General features: G+C 69.1%; 18 protein-coding genes. 16 read left to right on the top strand and 2 right to left on the bottom strand.

The window, feature by feature from the left end:
* Positions 1 to 84 precede the first annotated feature (84 nt).
* Positions 85 to 255: a hypothetical protein gene (locus NGB36_RS21100; RefSeq protein WP_255921914.1), complete on the bottom strand. Its 171-nt coding sequence runs from the start codon at positions 253 to 255 to the stop codon at positions 85 to 87.
* 356 nt (positions 256 to 611) lie between these two features.
* On the opposite strand from NGB36_RS21100, the gene NGB36_RS21105 reads away from it, so the two are divergent.
* From NGB36_RS21105 to NGB36_RS21120, 4 genes are all read left to right on the top strand, one after another.
* Positions 612 to 1,265: a response regulator transcription factor gene (locus NGB36_RS21105; RefSeq protein ID WP_255921916.1), complete on the top strand. Its 654-nt coding sequence runs from the start codon at positions 612 to 614 to the stop codon at positions 1,263 to 1,265.
* A 17-nt stretch (positions 1,266 to 1,282) separates the two neighbouring features.
* Positions 1,283 to 2,614, top strand: a complete 1,332-nt coding sequence (locus NGB36_RS21110; RefSeq protein WP_255921917.1) for a sensor histidine kinase — start codon at positions 1,283 to 1,285, stop codon at positions 2,612 to 2,614.
* A 395-nt stretch (positions 2,615 to 3,009) separates the two neighbouring features.
* Positions 3,010 to 3,309, top strand: coding sequence for a DUF4193 domain-containing protein (locus NGB36_RS21115; RefSeq protein WP_255921918.1), 300 nt, complete (start codon positions 3,010 to 3,012; stop codon positions 3,307 to 3,309).
* A 45-nt stretch (positions 3,310 to 3,354) separates the two neighbouring features.
* Positions 3,355 to 4,134 (top strand): hypothetical protein, encoded by a 780-nt coding sequence (locus NGB36_RS21120; RefSeq protein WP_255921919.1) that lies wholly within the window; start codon positions 3,355 to 3,357, stop codon positions 4,132 to 4,134.
* Here NGB36_RS21120 and NGB36_RS21125 read toward each other — a convergent pair.
* Positions 4,124 to 4,567: a DUF3093 domain-containing protein gene (locus NGB36_RS21125; RefSeq protein ID WP_255921921.1), complete on the bottom strand. Its 444-nt coding sequence runs from the start codon at positions 4,565 to 4,567 to the stop codon at positions 4,124 to 4,126. The genes NGB36_RS21120 and NGB36_RS21125 overlap by 11 nt on opposite strands.
* Before the next feature lie 109 nt (positions 4,568 to 4,676).
* Between NGB36_RS21125 and NGB36_RS21130 the strand changes: the two genes are divergently transcribed.
* The 12 genes from NGB36_RS21130 to NGB36_RS21185 all read left to right on the top strand — a co-directional run bounded on the left by NGB36_RS21130 (position 4,677) and on the right by NGB36_RS21185 (position 18,345).
* Positions 4,677 to 5,261, top strand: a complete 585-nt coding sequence (locus NGB36_RS21130) for a PaaI family thioesterase (RefSeq protein WP_255921922.1) — start codon at positions 4,677 to 4,679, stop codon at positions 5,259 to 5,261.
* Entirely contained in the window at positions 5,258 to 5,803 is a 546-nt protein-coding gene (gene dut / locus NGB36_RS21135; RefSeq protein ID WP_255921923.1) for a dUTP diphosphatase, read from the top strand. Before NGB36_RS21130 ends, dut begins: the two co-directional genes overlap by 4 nt.
* A 2-nt stretch (positions 5,804 to 5,805) precedes the next feature.
* The gene (locus NGB36_RS21140) at positions 5,806 to 6,588 is read left to right on the top strand and encodes a DUF3710 domain-containing protein (protein WP_255921924.1); all 783 of its coding nucleotides are present in this window, start codon (positions 5,806 to 5,808) and stop codon (positions 6,586 to 6,588) included.
* A gap of 297 nt (positions 6,589 to 6,885) precedes the next feature.
* Entirely contained in the window at positions 6,886 to 6,975 is a 90-nt protein-coding gene (gene kdpF / locus NGB36_RS21145) for a K(+)-transporting ATPase subunit F (protein ID WP_255921925.1), read from the top strand.
* Between the two features lie 8 nt (positions 6,976 to 6,983).
* Positions 6,984 to 8,648, top strand: a complete 1,665-nt coding sequence (gene kdpA, locus NGB36_RS21150) for a potassium-transporting ATPase subunit KdpA (RefSeq protein ID WP_255921926.1) — start codon at positions 6,984 to 6,986, stop codon at positions 8,646 to 8,648.
* 50 nt (positions 8,649 to 8,698) lie between these two features.
* On the top strand, positions 8,699 to 10,816 hold the full coding sequence (gene kdpB, locus NGB36_RS21155) for a potassium-transporting ATPase subunit KdpB (RefSeq protein ID WP_255921927.1): 2,118 nt from the start codon (positions 8,699 to 8,701) through the stop codon (positions 10,814 to 10,816).
* A 6-nt stretch (positions 10,817 to 10,822) separates the two neighbouring features.
* A complete protein-coding gene (kdpC, locus tag NGB36_RS21160; RefSeq protein ID WP_255921928.1) occupies positions 10,823 to 11,455 on the top strand; it encodes a potassium-transporting ATPase subunit KdpC in 633 nt (210 codons plus the stop codon).
* A gap of 235 nt (positions 11,456 to 11,690) precedes the next feature.
* Complete coding sequence (locus tag NGB36_RS21165; protein ID WP_269470415.1) at positions 11,691 to 13,613, top strand: APC family permease; 1,923 nt, start codon at positions 11,691 to 11,693, stop codon at positions 13,611 to 13,613.
* A gap of 160 nt (positions 13,614 to 13,773) precedes the next feature.
* Complete coding sequence (locus NGB36_RS21170) at positions 13,774 to 16,320, top strand: DUF4118 domain-containing protein (protein WP_255921931.1); 2,547 nt, start codon at positions 13,774 to 13,776, stop codon at positions 16,318 to 16,320.
* A gap of 29 nt (positions 16,321 to 16,349) precedes the next feature.
* Complete coding sequence (locus NGB36_RS21175; RefSeq protein ID WP_255921932.1) at positions 16,350 to 17,066, top strand: response regulator; 717 nt, start codon at positions 16,350 to 16,352, stop codon at positions 17,064 to 17,066.
* A 113-nt stretch (positions 17,067 to 17,179) separates the two neighbouring features.
* The gene (locus tag NGB36_RS21180; protein WP_255921933.1) at positions 17,180 to 17,578 is read left to right on the top strand and encodes an OB-fold nucleic acid binding domain-containing protein; all 399 of its coding nucleotides are present in this window, start codon (positions 17,180 to 17,182) and stop codon (positions 17,576 to 17,578) included.
* A 5-nt stretch (positions 17,579 to 17,583) separates the two neighbouring features.
* Entirely contained in the window at positions 17,584 to 18,345 is a 762-nt protein-coding gene (locus NGB36_RS21185; protein ID WP_372509488.1) for a DUF3159 domain-containing protein, read from the top strand.
* Positions 18,346 to 18,373: the final 28 nt, after the last annotated feature.

Genomic DNA, 18,373 nt, shown 5'->3' on the forward strand with positions numbered 1-18,373 from the left:
AGGGGCGCCGTACGAGGGCGCGCAAACGCCCCGGCACCCGCATGCAGGTGTCCGGGGCGCAGGCCCGCCCGTAAGTATGGAGTTTCAGGCGATCTTCGGCAGGTCGACGCCGTGCTCGGCGGCGATCCGGTGCAGATCGTCGAGCTCGGCCTGCTCCACCTCGGCGAGGAAGTCGTCCCCGGCCTCGCGGGCCCGGTGCAGGTCGGATTCGGTGCTTCTTATGCGCTGCATGATGCCAGTGGTGAATGCGTCCATGAGGCGCCCCCTCGTCGTCGTCGGTGGCACGAGATGGTCTACGGGTAGGTCTACGGATTGAGCTGACAGTGGCTGCTGACGGTGGCTTGCGGGTGGTCTGGGCGATCACGGAAAGCGCGGCGACGCGCGCACAGGATGGGGTGATCGCGGGGTTGCAGTCGTCTTCCCCACCCCCTGCGGAAGGGAAACCTCCCGTTGCCCGGAAATCTCGCGAGGAATTCTCCGGTGTCGTGTGCCGTCTGACCCCGCGATCTTCGGGGGCGGCCTTCCGAGCCCCCGTCTTACCGGTGTTTTATGGGCATCCGAGGCAGGATGGAGGGACATCCAGTCTTGCTTCACGTGGAAGGACCAGCGACGTGCGCGTACTCGTCGTCGAGGACGAGCAGCTGCTCGCCGATGCCGTGGCCACCGGTCTGCGCCGGGAGGCCATGGCCGTCGATGTCGTCTACGACGGCGGTGCGGCGCTCGAGCGCATCGGGGTCAACGATTACGACGTGGTCGTGCTCGACCGCGACCTGCCGGTGACCCACGGTGACGAGGTGTGCCGCAAGCTCGTCGACATGGGCCTGCCCACCCGCGTCCTCATGCTCACCGCCGCGGGTGATGTGAGCGACCGCGTCGAGGGCCTGGAGCTCGGCGCCGACGACTACCTCCCCAAGCCGTTCGCCTTCAGCGAGCTGACCGCGCGCGTACGGGCGCTCGGCCGCCGTACCAGCGTGCCGCTGCCGCCTGTGCTGGAGCGGGCCGGGATCAGGCTCGACCCCAACCGCCGCGAGGTCTTCCGCGGCGGCGAGGAGGTCCATCTCGCCCCGAAGGAGTTCGCGGTGCTCGAAGTGCTGATGCGCAGCGAGGGCTCTGTGGTCTCCGCCGAGCAGCTGCTGGAGAAGGCCTGGGACGAGAACACCGACCCGTTCACCAACGTCGTCCGGGTGACCGTGATGACCTTGCGTCGCAAGCTCGGCGAACCGCCCGTCATCGTGACGGTGCCCGGCTCCGGCTACCGGATCTGACCGGGATGGCTGCTCCCATGTCCGAATCCCCCGTGTCCCCCGGGGCCGCTCCGGCGTCCGCGGGCGCAGACGCCTCGACGTCCTCCGTACCGCCGCAGCCCTCGGCCACTCCGCCCCCCGCGACCCCGCCCAAGCCCACCTGGGAACCGCGCGCGGCCGAGTCGTCAGGCCCGTGGCTGCGGCCGACCATCCGGATACGTCTCACCGTGCTCTACGGGGGGATGTTCCTCATCGCCGGCGTACTGCTGCTGCTGGTGATCTACCTCCTCGCGGCCGAGGCGATGCGTCAGGGCAGCATGACTCCGTTCCGCCTGGTCACCGGGCAGGTGCGGCTCACCAGCAACACCTGTCCCGGGCTGACCGACCCGACCTTGGACTCCTCCGCCGCCCAGTTCAACGACGCCCTCGACGCCTGCATGAAGGCCCAGCGCGAGCTGGCGCTGACCAATCTGCTCCGCCATGCCCTGCTCGCGCTGCTCGGCCTGTCGGTGATCGCCTTCGCCTTCGGCTACGTGATGGCCGGGCGGGTGCTGGCGCCGCTGGGCCGGATCACCCGTACCGCCCGGTCCGTGGCCGGCTCCGACCTGTCGCGGCGGATCGAGATGGACGGCCCCGACGACGAGCTCAAGGAGCTCGCCGACACCTTCGACGACATGCTCGACCGGCTTGCCCGCTCGTTCGAGTCGCAGCGCAGATTCGTCGCCAATGCCTCGCACGAGCTGCGCACGCCGCTGGCGATCAACCGGACCCTGCTGGAGGTCCAGCTCGCCGATCCCAACGCGTCTGCGGACCTGCAGCAGCTGGGCAAGACGCTGCTCGCCACCAATCTGCGCAGCGAGCAGCTGGTGGAGGGGCTGCTGCTGCTCGCGCGCAGCGACAACGAGGTCGTGGAGCGCAAGGCGGTGGACCTGGCGGAGGCGGCCGCCCAGGCGGTCGACCAGAGCCGTGCAGAGGCCCAGGAGAGGGGCGTGGGGCTGCGCAACGGCGATCTCGCCCCGGCCGTGGTGCAGGGCAGCGGCGTGCTGCTGGAGCGGATCGCCCTGAACCTGGTACAGAACGCCGTGCGCTACAACGTGCCCGAGGACGGCTGGGTGGAGGTCACCACGGGCGTGGAGGCGGGCCAGGCGTACCTGGTGGTGGCCAATACCGGCCCCGTCGTCCCGGCCTACGAGCTGGACAACATTTTCGAGCCGTTCCGCAGGCTGCGCACCGAGCGGACGGGCAGCGACAAGGGTGTCGGTCTCGGCCTGTCCATCGTCCGCTCCGTCGCGCGGGCACACGGCGGAGCGATCACCGCCGAGCCGCGCGAGGGCGGCGGACTGGTGATGAGGGTCTCGATTCCCGTCTGACCTGCGCCGACCGGCCCGCGCCACGCGTTCGCTTTGCGCGAAATATGATGATCTGTCCTTCGACGTTCCCAGCTGTGACCGATTGCACATAGGATTTCGGCCACCGGCACGGAGAGTGATCAACATACCTGCGCAAAAAGCGGAAAAATCCAGGTTTCCGCAGGGCATGATCACGGGAAGTACACGGAACGGCGTGAGTGAAGTGCGACATTCGGACCGTGTTCGGGCCTGATTGACAGCCGACCCGATCACCTCTTCGGGGGTGCGGTTGGGTGTCGATTGAGTAACAGGCCTTGATGTAAGGCAAAATCTCCGCCTCGGGTCGGGCACAAGTCCGGCCTCTCACGCGTTACGTGCGCTGGAGATACCGCAGACACCCGGAGGGGGAGAGCGACATGGCAACGGACTACGACACCCCACGCAAGACCGACGATGACGTCAACGAGGACAGCATCGAGGAACTGAAGGCCCGCCGCAGCGACAAGTCGGCCTCGGCCGTCGACGTCGACGAGTTCGAGCAGGCCGAGGGACTTGAGCTGCCCGGCGCCGACCTCTCCAACGAGGAGCTGTCGGTGCGGGTGCTGCCTCGCCAGGCGGACGAGTTCACGTGCATGAGCTGCTTCCTCGTCCACCACCGCAGCCAGCTGGCCGCAGAGAAGAACGGCCAGCCGATCTGCCGCGACTGCGCGGCCTGAGGCCGGGCAGCCGTGGCGGGCTCCATACCTTTCCGGAAGAAGCGCATGAACCGCTCAGAGGGGGAGGACGACGCTCCGCCGCCCGGTGCGGTCGAGCTGCACTACGGCACGCCCTCCCCGGCGGCGGATCGTGAGGGAGAACGGGAGCACGGCGACGAGCGGGGTTCGTTCGCACATCGCGTCGGCCGCGGCGCCAAATACGGTCTGGCGTCCCTCGGCGACCGGTTGATCGACGTGGCCCCGCGCATCCCTGTCCGCGATCTGGAAACACTGCGCAAGCACTTCCCGGGCCTCGGTCCCGAGGAGATCGCGGACAAGCTGGTCGCCGCCGCCACGACCGGTACGGCGACCGTCGGCGCCGGAGTCGGCGCCGCGGCCATGCTGCCCGTACCACCGGCCATGACGGCCGAGCTGGCCGCCGAGACGCTCGCCGTCGCGGCGGTGGAGTTCAAGCTGATCGCGGAGCTGCACGAGGTCTACGGAGTGCGGGCCCCCGGAGGCCTCAAGCAGCGCACCACCGCTTATCTCGCCGCCTGGACACAGCAGCGCGGCATCGAGGTCACCAAGCCCTCGACCGTCAACATGGCACTCAGCAGCCAGATGAAGCGCGAACTGCGCCAGCAGCTGGTCAAGCGCACCGCACGCCACTTGCCCACGCTGACCCCGCTCATGGTCGGCGCGGCGGTCGGCGCCGTGCTGAACCGGCGAGACACCAAGAAGCTCGCCAAGCGCGTCCGCCACGACCTGCGTGCCCGGCAGGTCCCGTGGGGCGCCCTGCCCCACGAGCCTCTCCAGCCCTACCGGCCCGGAGAGGTCACGCCTTGACGGCCTGCAGCGCCGCCGCGAGACGCTCCGGCGAACGCGTCGAGAGGTAGAGGTACGGGGTCGGGTCCTCGGGATCGGTGACCTCGACCTTGAGCGCCGTCGGCACATAGCTGCGCAGCAGCATGAAGGCGCGGGTGTCGGCCTTGTACGTCCGCCAGGCCGCCGCCTCGTCCGCGTCGAGCACGACCGCCTCACCGAGCGCCTCCAGCGGGATCTTCGCGTCGCCCGCCACCAGCGAGCCGGCGACGACCCGGATCCGCGCCGAGCCGTAGGCGCTCACCAGCGCCGTCGAGAGCGCTGTACCCGCGACGAACGCGCCCAGGAACGGCAGGGGCCCGAAGGGAAGACCGATCAGGCCGAACGCGACTCCGGCCGCTACGGCAATCAACCACCATGAGCGCGGCACGGTGAGACGTTCGTCGTAAGGCTGCATGGAGACAAGCTTGGCACGGGAGTCCGAAGCGCCCGCAGCACGGGTCACGAGGCCGAGGGAGGGTAGGGTCTGGGCCGTGAGTCGCGCTACAGCATCCGAAGGCGGGCCGGTGGGCCCTGGACGTACCACTCTGGTGCCTCCGCCAGGCGCCGCTTCGCCGGTACGTCATCCCGAAGCCCCCGCCCCCGGCACGCTGCTCGGCCCGCACTACGACCAGTGCTTTGGCTGCGGGGAGGGCCAGCCGCACGGCCTGCACCTTCAGGCCCGCGCGGGGGAGGGCGTCTCGATCACTGCCGAGTTCACAGTGCAGCCCGCGCACCAGGGGGCGCCGGGCCTGGCACACGGCGGGGTGCTCGCCTCGGCGCTCGACGAAACGCTCGGCTCGCTCAACTGGCTGCTCAGGGTCATCGCGGTCACCGGCCGCTTGGAGACCGACTTCGTCCGTCCGGTCCCGGTGGGCGCCACGCTCCACCTCGAAGCCCGCTGCATGGGCATCGACGGGCGCAAGATCTACGCCTCCGCGGTGGGCCGCATAGACCGTCCGGACGGCCCAGTGGCCGTGCGCGCCGATGCCGTCTTCATCGAGGTGAAGCTGGACCACTTCACCAGGAACGGCCGGCCCGAGGAGATCAAGGCCGCCATGGCCGACCCCGACCAGATCAAGGTGGCGCGCGCCTTCGAGGTGAACCCGTGAGTCCGAGGAACCCGGTGGACGTCCTCATCCGGCGCGTCGAGGAGGAGGTGCCCATCCCGGCGTACGGGCACCCCGGCGACGCGGGCGTGGACCTGGTGACCACGGTCGCCGCCGAACTGGCCCCCGGCGAACGCATGGTGCTGCCGACCGGGATCGCCATCGCGCTCCCCGACGGGTATGCAGCCTTCGTCCATCCGCGCTCTGGGCTCGCCGCCCGATGCGGGGTATCGATGGTGAATGCGCCCGGGACGGTCGATGCCGGGTACCGTGGGGAGATCAAGGTGATCGTGGTCAATCTCGATCCACGCGAGAGCGTGCGGTTCGAGCGTTTCGACAGGATCGCCCAGCTGGTCGTCCAGCAGGTGGAGAAGGTCCGCTTCCACGAGGTGGCGGAGCTGCCCGGATCCGCCAGGGCCGACGGCGGCTTCGGCTCCACGGGGGGCCACGCCGCGATGGCTGGGCCGACGGCTGGTGTGGCCGGTACGACGCAGGGCTACGCTTCGGTTGCCGCAGACCGGGCCTCAGAACGGGAAGGACAGTGACCGTGTTCCGTCGTCGCCGCAAGGAGCGCGAAGACGCCCTCGACGAGTTCGCGCAGGACGCGGGCCCGGACGAGACGACCGAGGACGCCGACGCGTCGGACGAGTCCGAATCCATCGGGTCCCGCCGGTACAACCTTCCGCCGGCTCCGCGCCCGGACGGCCCGTGGGACATCAGCGAGGTCTCGAACCCCGCCGACGGCCGGGTGGACCTCGGCGGGCTCTTCGTGCCCGGGGTCGAGGGCATGGAACTGCGCGTGGAAGTGGCGGGCGACGCCATCGTCGCCGCGACGGTCGTGCTGCAGGACAGCGCGGTGCAGCTGCAGGCCTTCGCCGCGCCGAAGTCCGAGGGCATCTGGGGCGAGGTGCGCGACGAGATCGCATCCGGGATCACCCAGCAGGGCGGCGTCATCGACGAGGTCGAGGGTCCGCTGGGCTGGGAGCTGCGCGCGCAGGTGCCGGTGCAGCTCCCGGACGGCACCAATGGTGTCCAGCTCGTACGGTTCGTCGGCTGTGACGGCCCGCGCTGGTTCCTGCGTGGGGTCATCTCGGGCCAGGGCGCGGTGCAGCCGCAGGCGGCCGGGCTGCTGGAGCAGATCTTCCGCGACACGGTGGTCAGCCGCGGTGACGCGCCGATGGCGCCGCGCGACCCGATCGTCCTCAAGCTTCCGGACGACGCGCAGATGATGCCGGAGGGCGTCGCCCAGGAACAGGCGGGCGCTCCGGGCAAGTTCTCGGACGGCATCGACCCGATGCGTCGGGGACCGGAGATCACCGAGGTGCGCTGACACCCTGCTGATACCTGCATTCTGAAAGAATTCGGTGGGTCGAACCTGCAGAGGTTCGACCCACCGCTCCTTTTTGCCTTCGGTTCCCCCTTCACGTATGGAACGCGTCAAGGAGGCGACAAAACGCGTATGGGAGCCGTCAACGGTCTGGGCATCAAGGGGTTCGGCGGTTTCACTCGACGGAGTCCGAAATTCGTCCCTGATCTAGGAGCACGCGATGGCCGATCTGGCCTTCGTCCTCACCACTCTCGCGGTGTTCGCGCTGGTGGCCCTGTGCGCGAAGGGAGTGACCAAGCTGTGAGCCTCGAGAACATCGTCGGGCTCGTTGTGGCCATCGCCCTTCTCGGCTACCTGGTCCTCGCCCTCATCTTCCCGGAGAGGTTCTGAGCACCTTCATGAGCCCGATACTCGCAGACGTGCTCCAGGTCACGGCGCTCATCGTCGCCCTCGCCCTGGTGTACCGCCCGCTCGGCGACTACATGGCCGCCGTCTTCACCTCCAAGAAGCACCTGCGCGTCGAGCGCTGGATCTACAAGTCCATCGGCGCCAACCCCGACGCCGAGATGCGCTGGACCGCTTACCTGCGCGGCGTCCTCGCCTTCTCCGCGGTCAGCGTGCTGTTCCTCTACCTGCTGCAGCGCGTCCAGAACCACCTGCCGCTCTCGCTCGGCTTCGCCGCCGTCAGCCCGGCCCAGGCGTTCAACACCGCCATGTCGTTCGTGACCAACACGAACTGGCAGTCGTACTCCGGCGAGACGACGATGAGCCACGTCACGCAGACGGCCGGTCTCGCGGTGCAGAACTTCGTTTCCGCCGCCGTCGGCATCGCGGTCGCGATCGCGCTGGTGCGCGGCTTCGCCCGCTCTCGAACCGGGGACCTCGGCAACTTCTGGGCCGATCTGGTGCGGTGCGTGGTCCGCATCCTGCTGCCGATCTCCTTCGTCGCCGCGATCGTGCTGGTCGCGTGCGGCGCCATCCAGGACTTCGGCACCTGGCACAACATCAGCACCCTCGCCGGCGGTCAGCAGGCCATGCCGGTCGGCGGCGTGGCCTCGCAGGAGGCGATCAAGGAGCTGGGCACCAACGGCGGTGGCTTCTTCAACGCCAACTCCGCCCACCCGTTCGAGAACCCGAACGCCTTCACCAACCTCTTCGAGATCTTCCTGATCCTCGCCATCCCGTTCTCGCTGACTCGCACCTTCGGAAAGATGGTCGGCAGCATCAAGCAGGGCTACGCGATCCTCGCGGCGATGGGCATCATCTGGCTCGTCTTCGTGATCTTCATGAGCTGGTCCGAGTTCGCCCACCCGGGCGCCGCGATGCACGCTGCGGGCGGCGCGATGGAGGGCAAGGAGCAGCGGTTCGGCGTCGGAGCCTCCTCGCTCTTCGCCACGAGCACTACCCTCACCTCGACCGGAGCGGTGGACTCCTTCCACTCCTCGTTCACCGCCTACGGCGGCGGCATCGCGCTGCTGGGCATGATGCTCGGCGAGATCGCGCCCGGCGGTACCGGCTCCGGCCTGTACGGCATGCTGATCATGGCGATCATCGCGGTGTTCATCGCCGGTCTGATGGTCGGCCGCACGCCCGAGTACCTGGGCAAGAAGATCAGCGGCCGTGAGATCAAGTTCGCCGCGTGCTACATCCTCATTACCCCGGCGCTGGCGCTGATCTTCACCGCCATCGCGATGGCGCTGCCGACGCCGATCCACTCCGCGGCCAACCCCGGCCCGCACGGCTTCTCCGAGGTGCTCTACGCGTACACCTCGGCGGCCAACAACAACGGCTCGGCTTTCGCCGGCCTTAACGCGAACACCGACTGGTACAACATCTCGATCGGCATCTGCGTGGCGCTCGGCCGCTTCCTGCCGATGGTGTTCGTCCTGGCGCTGGCCGGTTCGCTCGGTGAGCAAAGGCCCATCCCGGCGAGCGCGGGCACGCTGCGTACCGAAAAGCCGCTGTTCGCAGGGCTCCTGGTCGGCACCGTCATCATCGTCACCGGCCTCACCTACTTCCCGGCGCTTGCGCTCGGCCCACTCGCAGAAGGGTTGTCGTCATGACGACCGGCGAGACGAAGACCCCTGTCGAGACAGCAACTTCCAGAGGCGCTATGTCCACTGCAACACCCGTACAGGTACCGGAGGAGAACACCCCGGAACCGCCCAAGGCCGAGGCCGAGCACGGCCGTGTCGGTGCCGGGGTCTTCGACCCCAAGCAGCTGTGGAAGTCGCTGCCTGACGCCTGCCGCAAGCTCGACCCGCGCGTGATGGTCAAGTCGCCCGTCATGTTCGTTGTCGAGATCGGCTCGGTGCTCACCACCGCGATGGCGATAGCCAGGCCCAGCGACTGGTTCGGCTGGGCGATCACCGCCTGGCTCTGGCTGACGGTCGTCTTCGCCAACCTGGCGGAGGCCGTCGCCGAGGGCCGCGGCAAGGCGCAGGCCGACACCCTGCGCAAGGCCAAGACCGACACCGTCGCGCGCCGCCTCAACGGCGACGCCGAGGAGCAGGTGCCCGGCACCGAACTGCGCATCGGCGACCTGGTCGTCTGCGAGGCCGGCGACATCATCCCGGGCGACGGCGACGTCGTCGAAGGCGTCGCGAGCGTCGACGAGTCGGCGATCACCGGCGAGTCCGCTCCCGTGATCCGTGAGTCCGGCGGTGACCGTTGCGCGGTCACCGGCGGCACCAAGGTGCTCTCCGACCGCATCGTCATCAAGATCACTACCAAGCCGGGCGAGACCTTCATCGACCGGATGATCAACCTGGTGGAGGGCGCGGCACGGCAGAAGACGCCGAACGAGATCGCGCTCAACATCCTGCTGGCGTCGCTGACCATCGTCTTCCTGCTCGCGGTCGTCACGCTGCAGCCCTTCGCGATCTACGCCAAGGCCGAGCAGTCGATGATCGTCCTGGTCGCGCTGCTGGTCTGCCTCATCCCGACCACCATCGGCGCCCTGCTCTCCGCGATCGGCATCGCGGGCATGGACCGGCTGGTGCAACGCAACGTGCTGGCGATGTCGGGACGCGCGGTCGAGGCCGCCGGCGACGTCTCCACCCTGCTGCTCGACAAGACCGGCACCATCACCTACGGCAACCGGCAGGCCGCCGAGTTCGTGCCGGTGCGCGGAGCCACCGCCGCCGAGGTGGCGGACGCCGCGCAGCTGTCGTCGCTTGCCGACGAGACGCCGGAGGGCCGCTCGGTCGTCGTGCTGGCCAAGGAGAAGTTCGGGCTGCGGGAGCGTCACGAGGGTGAGCTCGCGCACGCCGAGTGGGTGCCGTTCACGGCCCAGACCCGGATGTCGGGTGTCGACATCGAACAGGACGCAGTCGCCCGCAAGGTCCGCAAGGGCGCGACCGGTTCGGTCGTCGCCTGGGTCAAGGAGCGCGGCGGCTCGGTCCCGGACGATGCGCAGCGGCTCACCGACGAGATCTCGCAGGCCGGTGGCACCCCGCTGCTCGTTGCGGTCGAGGACGCCCACGGCGCACGGGTGCTCGGCGTCATCCACCTCAAGGACGTGGTCAAGCACGGCATGCGGGAGCGGTTCGACGAGCTGCGCCGGATGGGCATCAAGACCGTCATGATCACGGGTGACAACCCGCTGACCGCGCGCGCTATCGCCGAGGAGGCGGGTGTCGACGACTTCCTCGCCGAGGCGACACCCGAGGACAAGATGGCGCTGATCAAGCGTGAGCAGGCGGGCGGCAAACTCGTCGCGATGACGGGTGATGGCACCAACGACGCCCCGGCGCTGGCCCAGGCCGACGTGGGTGTGGCGATGAACACCGGTACCTCGGCCGCCAAGGAGGCCGGGAACATGGTGGACCTGGACTCCAACCCCACCAAGCTCATCGAGATCGTCGAGATCGGCAAGCAGCTGCTGATCACCCGCGGAGCGCTGACCACCTTCTCCATCGCCAACGACGTCGCGAAGTACTTCGCGATCATCCCGGCGATGTTCGCGGTGGCCTACCCGGGCCTGAACAAGCTCAACATCATGGCCCTGCACAGCCCGCAGTCCGCGATCCTGTCCGCCATCATCTTCAACGCGCTGATCATCATCGCGCTGGTGCCGCTCGCCCTGCGCGGTGTGCAGTACAGGCCGATGAGCGCCGACAAGATGCTCCGGCGCAACCTGGCCATCTACGGTGTCGGCGGCCTGATCGCACCGTTCATCGGTATCAAGCTCATCGACCTGCTCATCACTCTCATCCCTGGTATCGGGTGACCCGCCATGAACAACTCCGTCCGTAACACCGCCCGGTTGACCTGGGCTGCGCTCCGTGCGCTTCTGGTGCTGACCGTTGTCACCGGTGTGATCTACCCGCTCGCGGTCTGGGCCGTCGCACAGACGGCGTTCCACAACCAGGCCAACGGCGATCAGGTGAAGGTCAACGGCAAGGTCGTCGGCTCCGTGCTGCTCGGTCAGGACTTCAACCTGCCGCTGCAGAAGGGCCGGACAACCCCGGACCCGGACCCCAAGTGGTTCCAGCCGCGGCCGTCCGTCGCCGGCACCAACGGCTACGACCCGACCGCCTCCGGAGCCTCCAACCTCGGGCCCACCAACCCGGCGCTGGTCAAGACGATCGAGCAGCGGCGCGCACAGGTGGCGGCGTTCAACGGCGTCTCCCCGTCGGCCGTGCCGGTCGACGCGGTCACCGCCTCCGGGTCCGGCCTGGACCCGGACATCTCCCCGCAGTACGCCCAGATCCAGGTCGACCGCGTCGCCAAGGCCCGCCACCTTCCGGTGGCCGAGGTCGAGAAGCTGGTCCAGGAGCAGACCCACGGGCGCGAGCTCGGGATCCTCGGGAACCCGACGGTCAACGTGCTCGAACTCAACATCTCCCTGCAGAAGCTCGCGGGCTGAATCCCGGAGGCGCGCTTCCACGGGCCCGTTGCCTTGCCGTCCCATGGACACATTGAGACTTCGGTCACAAGCAGTTTGACGAGACTTCTACTCTGACCTGGGAAATCTTTACGACTTCCTAACGTGAATGCGGTGCATCCGGGTGACGTTCTGGCCGAAAACGCGCCTAGGATCCCCTGCCGTGACGACGCTCCCCAAGCAGTTCCTGCTGGGCCGCCCACTGCGCACCGCGCAGATGGGGGAGACGCTTCTGCCGAAGCGTCTGGCCCTGCCCGTGTTCTGCAGTGACCCCCTCTCCTCCGTCGCGTACGCCACCGAGGAGACCCTGACGGTATTCGCGCTGGGCGGCGCGGCCCTGCTCCACCTCACCTGGTGGGTGGCGGCCGCGATCGTCTTTCTGCTGATCGTGGTTGTGGCCTCGTACCGGCAGACCTGTTACGCGTATCCGGGGGGCGGCGGGGCCTACATCGTCAGCTCGGACAACCTCGGTGAGACGGCGGCGCTCACCGCGGCGAGCGCCCTGCTCGTCGACTATGTGCTCACCGTCGCCGTCTCCGTGGTGGCAGGCGTCGACGCGATCACCTCGGCCGCGCCGTCGCTCGCGCCGCACACCACGGCGATATCCCTCGGCTTCGTCATCCTGCTCACCGTGATGAATCTGCGCGGCGTCAAGGAGTCGGGCCGGGCCTTCGCGATACCCACCTACGGCTTCGTGATCGGCGTCTACGTGATGTTCGCCTTCGCGGCGGCGCGGATGCTCACCGGCCACACCGTCCGCGCCGAGTCGTCGCACTGGACGCTCCACACCACCGGTACCTTCGCCGGCGTCGGTCTGATGCTGCTGATCCTGCGCGCCTTCGCCTCCGGCTGCACCGCGCTGACCGGCGTCGAGGCGATCAGCAACGGCGTGCCCGCGTTCAAGAAGCCCAAGAGCCGCAACGCCGCGTCGACACTGGTGATCATGGGTGTGCTCTCGCTCACCATGTTCATCGGCATCACCATCCTGGCGATGCTCTACCACGTCCACGCCGCCGACACCCCGGGCCAACTCGGCCTGCCCGCCACCTACTCGGTGCCCACCGCGCTCGCCCAGATCGCCAAGGCGTCCTTCGGCAACGTGACGTTCCTCTTCTACTACGTGCAGGCCGTCACGGCGGCGATCCTGATCCTCGCCGCCAACACCGCGTACAACGGCTTCCCGATGCTGTCGTCGATCCTCGCCCAGGACCGCTACCTGCCGCGCCAGCTGCACAACCGCGGCGACCGCCTCGTCTTCTCCAACGGCGTCATCCTGCTGGCGCTCGCGGCATCCGCCCTGATCGTCGTGTTCAACGCCAACCTGAACTCGATCATCAACCTCTACATCATCGGCGTCTTCGTCTCCTTCACCCTCTCCCAGAGCGGCATGGTCCGGCACTGGGGACGCAAGCTCGCCGACAGCGCGGCAGGCAACGAGGGCCGAGGAAGGATGCGCCGCTCGCAGGTGATCAACGCCACCGGCGCGGTGCTCACCGGCCTGGTGCTGGTGATCGTGACGATCTCGAAGTTCGCGCACGGCGCGTGGATCGTCACCATCGCGATGCCGCTTCTCTTCCTGGTGATGAAGGGCGTGCGCCGCCACTACCGGAACGTCGCCGACGAGCTGCGGATCGCCGACGACGCCCGGCCGGAGCCGCCGTCCCGCAACCACGCCGTGGTGCTGGTCTCCACCCTCCACGCCCCGACGCTGCGCGCCCTCGGGTACGCGCAGTCGATGCGCCCCGACACCGTCGAGGCGCTCACCGTAGCGGTCGACCCGGCCGGCGCAGACGCGCTGCGGGAGAAGTGGGACTCGCGCGAGATCGGCATCCCGCTGAAGGTGCTGGAGTCCCCGTACCGCGAAATCACCCGGCCGGTGCTCGACTACGTGCGCACGCTGCGCCGCGAGAGCCCGCTCGATGTCGTCACCGTGCTCATCCCCGAGTACGTGCTCGGGCGCTGGTGGGAGCAGATCCTGCACAACCAGAGCGCGCTACGGCTCAAGGCGCGGCTGCTGTTCACCTCGGGCGTGATGGTGATCAGCGTTCCCTACCTGCTGCAGTCCGCACAGCGCCGCAAGGCGCGGGAGCGCAGGGCCGCCGAGCCGAAGAAGCCGGAGGCCGTGGCGGAGAAGGCCTGACTGGGGCAGGCGCCGTCAGCCGAAGGAGGGCGACGTCGTCAGGATCGTGTCAAAGCGTTCCTGACCGTCGCCCTCCGTCCCTTTTGCCGCAGTGTCCGGTCGTAGTCTCTGCGTAGACCGTGTGTGTACGCGGTCGGCCGCGGGAGACGAAGATGGAGCCATGGGACGCGGAACACTGCGCATCTACCTCGGGGCAGCCCCCGGCGTCGGCAAGACGTACGACATGCTCTCCGAGGCGCACCGGCGCCTGGAACGCGGCACGGACGTCGTCGTCGGCTTCGTGGAGCACCACGGCCGCCCGCGCACCGAGGTCATGCTGCACGGCCTGGAGGTCGTGCAGCGCCGTGAGATCGAATACCGCGGTACCGCCTTCACCGAGATGGACGTCGACGCCATCCTGGAGCGCCACCCGCAGGTCGTGCTCGTCGACGAGCTCGCCCACACCAACGTCCCCGGCTGCCGCAACGCCAAGCGCTGGCAGGACATCGACGAACTGCTCGCGGCGGGCATCGACGTCATCTCGAACCTCAACATCCAGCACCTGGAGTCACTCGGCGACGTCGTCGAGTCCATAACGGGCGTCCGGCAGCGCGAGACCGTGCCGGACGAGGTGGTCCGCCGCGCCGACCAGATCGAGCTCGTCGACATGTCGCCCCAGGCGCTGCGCCGCCGGATGGCCCACGGCAACATCTACAAGCCCGACAAGATCGACGCGGCGCTGTCGAACTACTTCCGCCCCGGCAACCTCACCGCACTGCGAGAGCTCGCCCTGCTCTGGGTCGCCGACCGGGTCGACGAATACCTGCAGCAGTACCGCGCAGAGCACCGCATCTCCTCGACCTGGCAGGCGCGCGAGCGCATCGTCGTCGGCCTCACCGGGGGACCCGAGGGCCGGACCCTGATCCGGCGAGCCGCCCGGATGGCTGCGAAGGGCTCGGGAAGCGAGATCCTCGCCGTCTACATCGCGCGCAGCGACGGCCTGGCCTCCGGTTCGCCCAAGGAGCTCGCCGTCCAGCGCACGCTCGTCGAAGATCTCGGTGGATCGTTTCACCAGGTCATAGGGGACGACATCCCCACCGCGCTGCTCGACTTCGCCCGCGGCGTCAACGCCACCCAGATCGTGCTCGGCTCCAGCCGCCGCAAGGCGTGGCAGTACATCTTCGGCCCCGGCGTCGGCGCCACCGTCGCCCGCGAATCCGGCCCCGACCTCGACGTGCACATCGTCACGCACGAGGAGGTCGGCAAGGGCCGCGGCCTGCCCGTCGCACGCGGCGCCCGGCTCGGCCGCTCCCGCATCGCCGTGGGCTGGCTCGTCGGCTGCGCCGGGCAGGCGCTGATGACCCTGATCCTCACCAGCATCCATCCGGGCCTCGGCCTCGCCAACGACATGCTGCTCTTCCTGTCGCTGACGGTGGCTGCCGCGCTGATCGGCGGCATGGTCCCGGCACTGGCCTCGGCGGTGGTCGGATCGCTGCTGCTCAACTGGTTCTTCACCCCGCCCATCCACACCTGGACGATCTCCGATCCGCACAACATCGTCGCGATCGTGATCTTCCTGGCGGTGGCGGCATCGGTCGCCTCCGTCGTCGATCTCGCGGCGCGCCGCACCCACCAGGCCGCGCGGCTGCGCGCCGAGTCCGAGGTGCTCTCCTTCCTGGCCGGCAGCGTGCTGCGCGGCGAGGACTCGCTCGAAGCACTGCTGGAACGGGTCCGCGAGACCTTCAACCTCGAGTCCGTCGCGCTGCTCGAACGCGGAACGGAACGCGAGTGGACCTGCGCCGGAAGCGTCGGGTCTCGCCCCTGCGGCAGCCCGGACGACGCGGACGTCGACGTGCCGGTGGGCGACACGATGTCGCTGGCCCTGACCGGGCGCGTGCTGCCCGCCGCGGACCAGCGCCTGCTCTCCGCGTTCGCTTCCCAGGCCGCCGTCCTCCTCGACCGGCAGCGGCTGATGGGCCAGGCCGAGCAGGCTCGGGAGCTGGCCGAGGGCAACCGCATACGCACTGCGCTGCTCGCCGCCGTCTCGCACGACCTGCGCACCCCGCTCGCCGCGATCAAGGCCGCAGTCACCTCGCTGCGCTCCGACGACGTCGCCTGGTCGCCTGAGGACGAGGCCGAGTTGCTGGAGGGCATCGAGGACGGCGCGGACAAGCTCGACCACCTGGTCGGCAATCTGCTCGACATGTCCAGGCTGCAGACCGGGACCGTCACCCCGCTGCTGCAGGAGGTCGACCTCGACGAGGTGGTGCCGATGGCGCTCGGCGGCGTACCGCCGGATGCGGTGACCCTCGACATCCCCGAGACCCTTCCGATGATCTTCGCCGATCCCGGGCTGCTGGAACGGGCGGTCGCCAACGTCGTCGAGAACGCCGTCAAGTACAGCCCGCCGCGGGAGCGCGTCCTGATCTCCGCCAGCGCCCTGTACGACCGCGTCGAGCTGCGCATCGCCGACCGGGGCCCCGGCGTTCCGGAACACGCGAAGGACCGGATATTCGAGCCCTTCCAGCGCTACGGTGACGCTCCGCGCGGTGCCGGGGTCGGCCTCGGCCTCGCCGTCGCCCGCGGCTTCGCCGAGGCCATGGGCGGCACCCTCGTCGCCGACGACACGCCCGGCGGCGGGCTCACCATGGTCCTCACGCTCCGGGCCGTGGGCGTCACGCAGCTGTCCCCTGCGCCTCCGCAGCTGTCCGCGGAAGCCACCTCATGAACAACCTGATGACGCGAAAGGCAGGTCCCATGCCGGAGTCATCGGGGGGCCACCCCCGGACCCCCGTCAGGGTGCTCGTGGTGGACGACGAGCCGCAGATCGTGCGTGCTCTCGTGATCAACCTGCGCGCCCGTAAGTACGAGGTGGACGCCGCACCGGACGGCGCCACCGCGCTCCAGCTCGCAGCCGCCCGCCACCCTGATGTCGTCGTCCTCGACCTCGGCCTGCCTGACATGGACGGCGCCGAAGTGATCAAGGGACTGCGGGGATGGACCCGGGTGCCGATCATCGTGCTCTCCGCGCGCCAGGCCTCCGACGAGAAGGTGGAGGCACTCGACGCCGGCGCCGACGACTACGTCACCAAGCCCTTCGGCATGGACGAACTGCTCGCCCGGCTGCGCGCCGCGGTCCGCCGGGCCGCGCCCAACGGGGACGAGGACGAGGCGGTGCTCGTCGAGACGGGCTCGTTCACCGTCGATCTCGCCGCCAAGAAGGTGAACCGCAACGGTAATGACGTGCGCCTGACGCCGACCGAATGGCACCTGCTCGAAGTGCTGGTGCGCAACACCGGCCGGCTGGTCAGCCAGAAGCAGCTGCTGCAGGAGGTCTGGGGGCCGGCGTACGGGACGGAGACCAACTACCTGCGCGTCTACATGGCGCAGTTGCGCCGCAAGCTGGAGGTCGACCCGGCGCACCCGAAGCACTTCATCACCGAGCCCGGCATGGGGTACCGCTTCGAGCCGTGAGCCCCCGCCCTCGAGCCCCTGATCCTGCGACCGCGCATCCGACCGCTCCGACCGCGAAATCCGTGACCGCCGAGCGTCGCCGGTTCTCTGCCACCGACCGGTACCCTTCCGGTATGAGTGGTGCCACCCGTTCGGACCGCCCGGCCGGACGCTTCCGCAGGATGCTGAGCCGGTTCTCCTCCACGCAGGAGGAGTTGCAGTCACAGGAGCTGCAGCAGGAGACGGCGGCAGTCGGCTGCACGCCGATACGGCAGTGCCAAGACCGCGAGGTCGTGACCGTCACCGGAACGCTGCGCGCGGTCACGTTGCGGCCCAGGGCCGGGGTGCCTGCGCTGGAGGCCCAGCTCTTCGACGGCTCGGCCGCGCTCGACGTCGTATGGCTCGGCCGCCGCAGCATTGCGGGCATCGAACCGGGACGCAAGATCATCGCATCGGGCCGCGTCGCGCTGAACCGCGGTCGCCCCGTGCTCTTCAACCCCAAGTACGAACTGCGTCCCGTCGGACAGGAGTAGCCGTTTTGGGCACCCACAAGTGGACCGGCCGACCGGAGGACCAGGCGCCCGGGCAGACACCGGACGGCGCGGCGGCGGCGAAGGCGGCGGCCGATGCGGCGCTGCTCGAAGCGTTCGGCGGCGTGCGCGGCATGGTCGACACCACCGTGCCGGGCCTGGTCTTCGTCCTCGTCTTCACCATCCGTCACTCCATCGCCGTCTCGGCGCTCGCAGCTCTGGGGCTGAGCCTGGCGCTGGCGATCACCCGGCTCGCCCGCAAGGAGACGCTCAAGCACGCCTTCAGCGGGGTGTTCGGTGTCGCCTTCGGCGCGTTCTTCGCGATGCTCTCCGGCAACGCCAAGAACTTCTACCTGCCGGGCATGCTCTACACGCTGGGGCTGGCCGTCGCATATGTGATCTCGGCGCTGCTGCGCTTCCCGCTGATCGGTGTGCTGCTCGGGCCGATCCTGCGGGAGAACCTGTCGTGGCGCACCCGCAACCCGGGCCGCTTCCGCGCCTACACCAAGTCCACCTGGGCGTGGGGCATCATCCTGCTCGCCAAGTCGGCGATCCTCTTCCCGCTCTACTGGTGGGGCAACGCCACGCAGCTCGGCTGGGTGAAGGTCGCCCTCGGCATCCCGCCCTTCCTGCTCGCGGTCTATCTGACGTGGATCTTCCTCGCCAAGGCGCCGCCGCCGATCGACGTGATCGCCGAGATGGAGGCCGAGGAGGCGGCGGAGAAGGCCGAGCGCGACGCGACGGACGCCGACGAGGCGTCGGTGCGGTGACGTGGGAGGGGTCCGGGCTCACAGAGCC

The sequence above is a fragment of the Streptomyces humicola genome, from assembly GCF_024436035.1.
In the GTDB taxonomy this organism is placed as follows: domain Bacteria; phylum Actinomycetota; class Actinomycetes; order Streptomycetales; family Streptomycetaceae; genus Streptantibioticus_B; species Streptantibioticus_B humicola.

Excerpts from the sequence above, each read along its gene's own strand:
- NGB36_RS21100 (WP_255921914.1), bottom strand. The coding sequence starts at position 255 with ATGGACGCATTCACCACTGGCATCATGCAGCGCATAAGAAGCACCGAA.
- NGB36_RS21110 (WP_255921917.1), top strand. The coding sequence starts at position 1,283 with ATGTCCGAATCCCCCGTGTCCCCCGGGGCCGCTCCGGCGTCCGCGGGC.
- NGB36_RS21115 (WP_255921918.1), top strand. The coding sequence starts at position 3,010 with ATGGCAACGGACTACGACACCCCACGCAAGACCGACGATGACGTCAAC.
- NGB36_RS21120 (WP_255921919.1), top strand. The coding sequence starts at position 3,355 with ATGAACCGCTCAGAGGGGGAGGACGACGCTCCGCCGCCCGGTGCGGTC.
- NGB36_RS21125 (WP_255921921.1), bottom strand. The coding sequence starts at position 4,567 with ATGCAGCCTTACGACGAACGTCTCACCGTGCCGCGCTCATGGTGGTTG.
- kdpA (WP_255921926.1), top strand. The coding sequence starts at position 6,984 with ATGAGCCCGATACTCGCAGACGTGCTCCAGGTCACGGCGCTCATCGTC.
- kdpB (WP_255921927.1), top strand. The coding sequence starts at position 8,699 with ATGTCCACTGCAACACCCGTACAGGTACCGGAGGAGAACACCCCGGAA.
- kdpC (WP_255921928.1), top strand. The coding sequence starts at position 10,823 with ATGAACAACTCCGTCCGTAACACCGCCCGGTTGACCTGGGCTGCGCTC.
- NGB36_RS21165 (WP_269470415.1), top strand. The coding sequence starts at position 11,691 with ATGGGGGAGACGCTTCTGCCGAAGCGTCTGGCCCTGCCCGTGTTCTGC.
- NGB36_RS21170 (WP_255921931.1), top strand. The coding sequence starts at position 13,774 with ATGGGACGCGGAACACTGCGCATCTACCTCGGGGCAGCCCCCGGCGTC.
- NGB36_RS21175 (WP_255921932.1), top strand. The coding sequence starts at position 16,350 with ATGCCGGAGTCATCGGGGGGCCACCCCCGGACCCCCGTCAGGGTGCTC.
- NGB36_RS21180 (WP_255921933.1), top strand. The coding sequence starts at position 17,180 with ATGAGTGGTGCCACCCGTTCGGACCGCCCGGCCGGACGCTTCCGCAGG.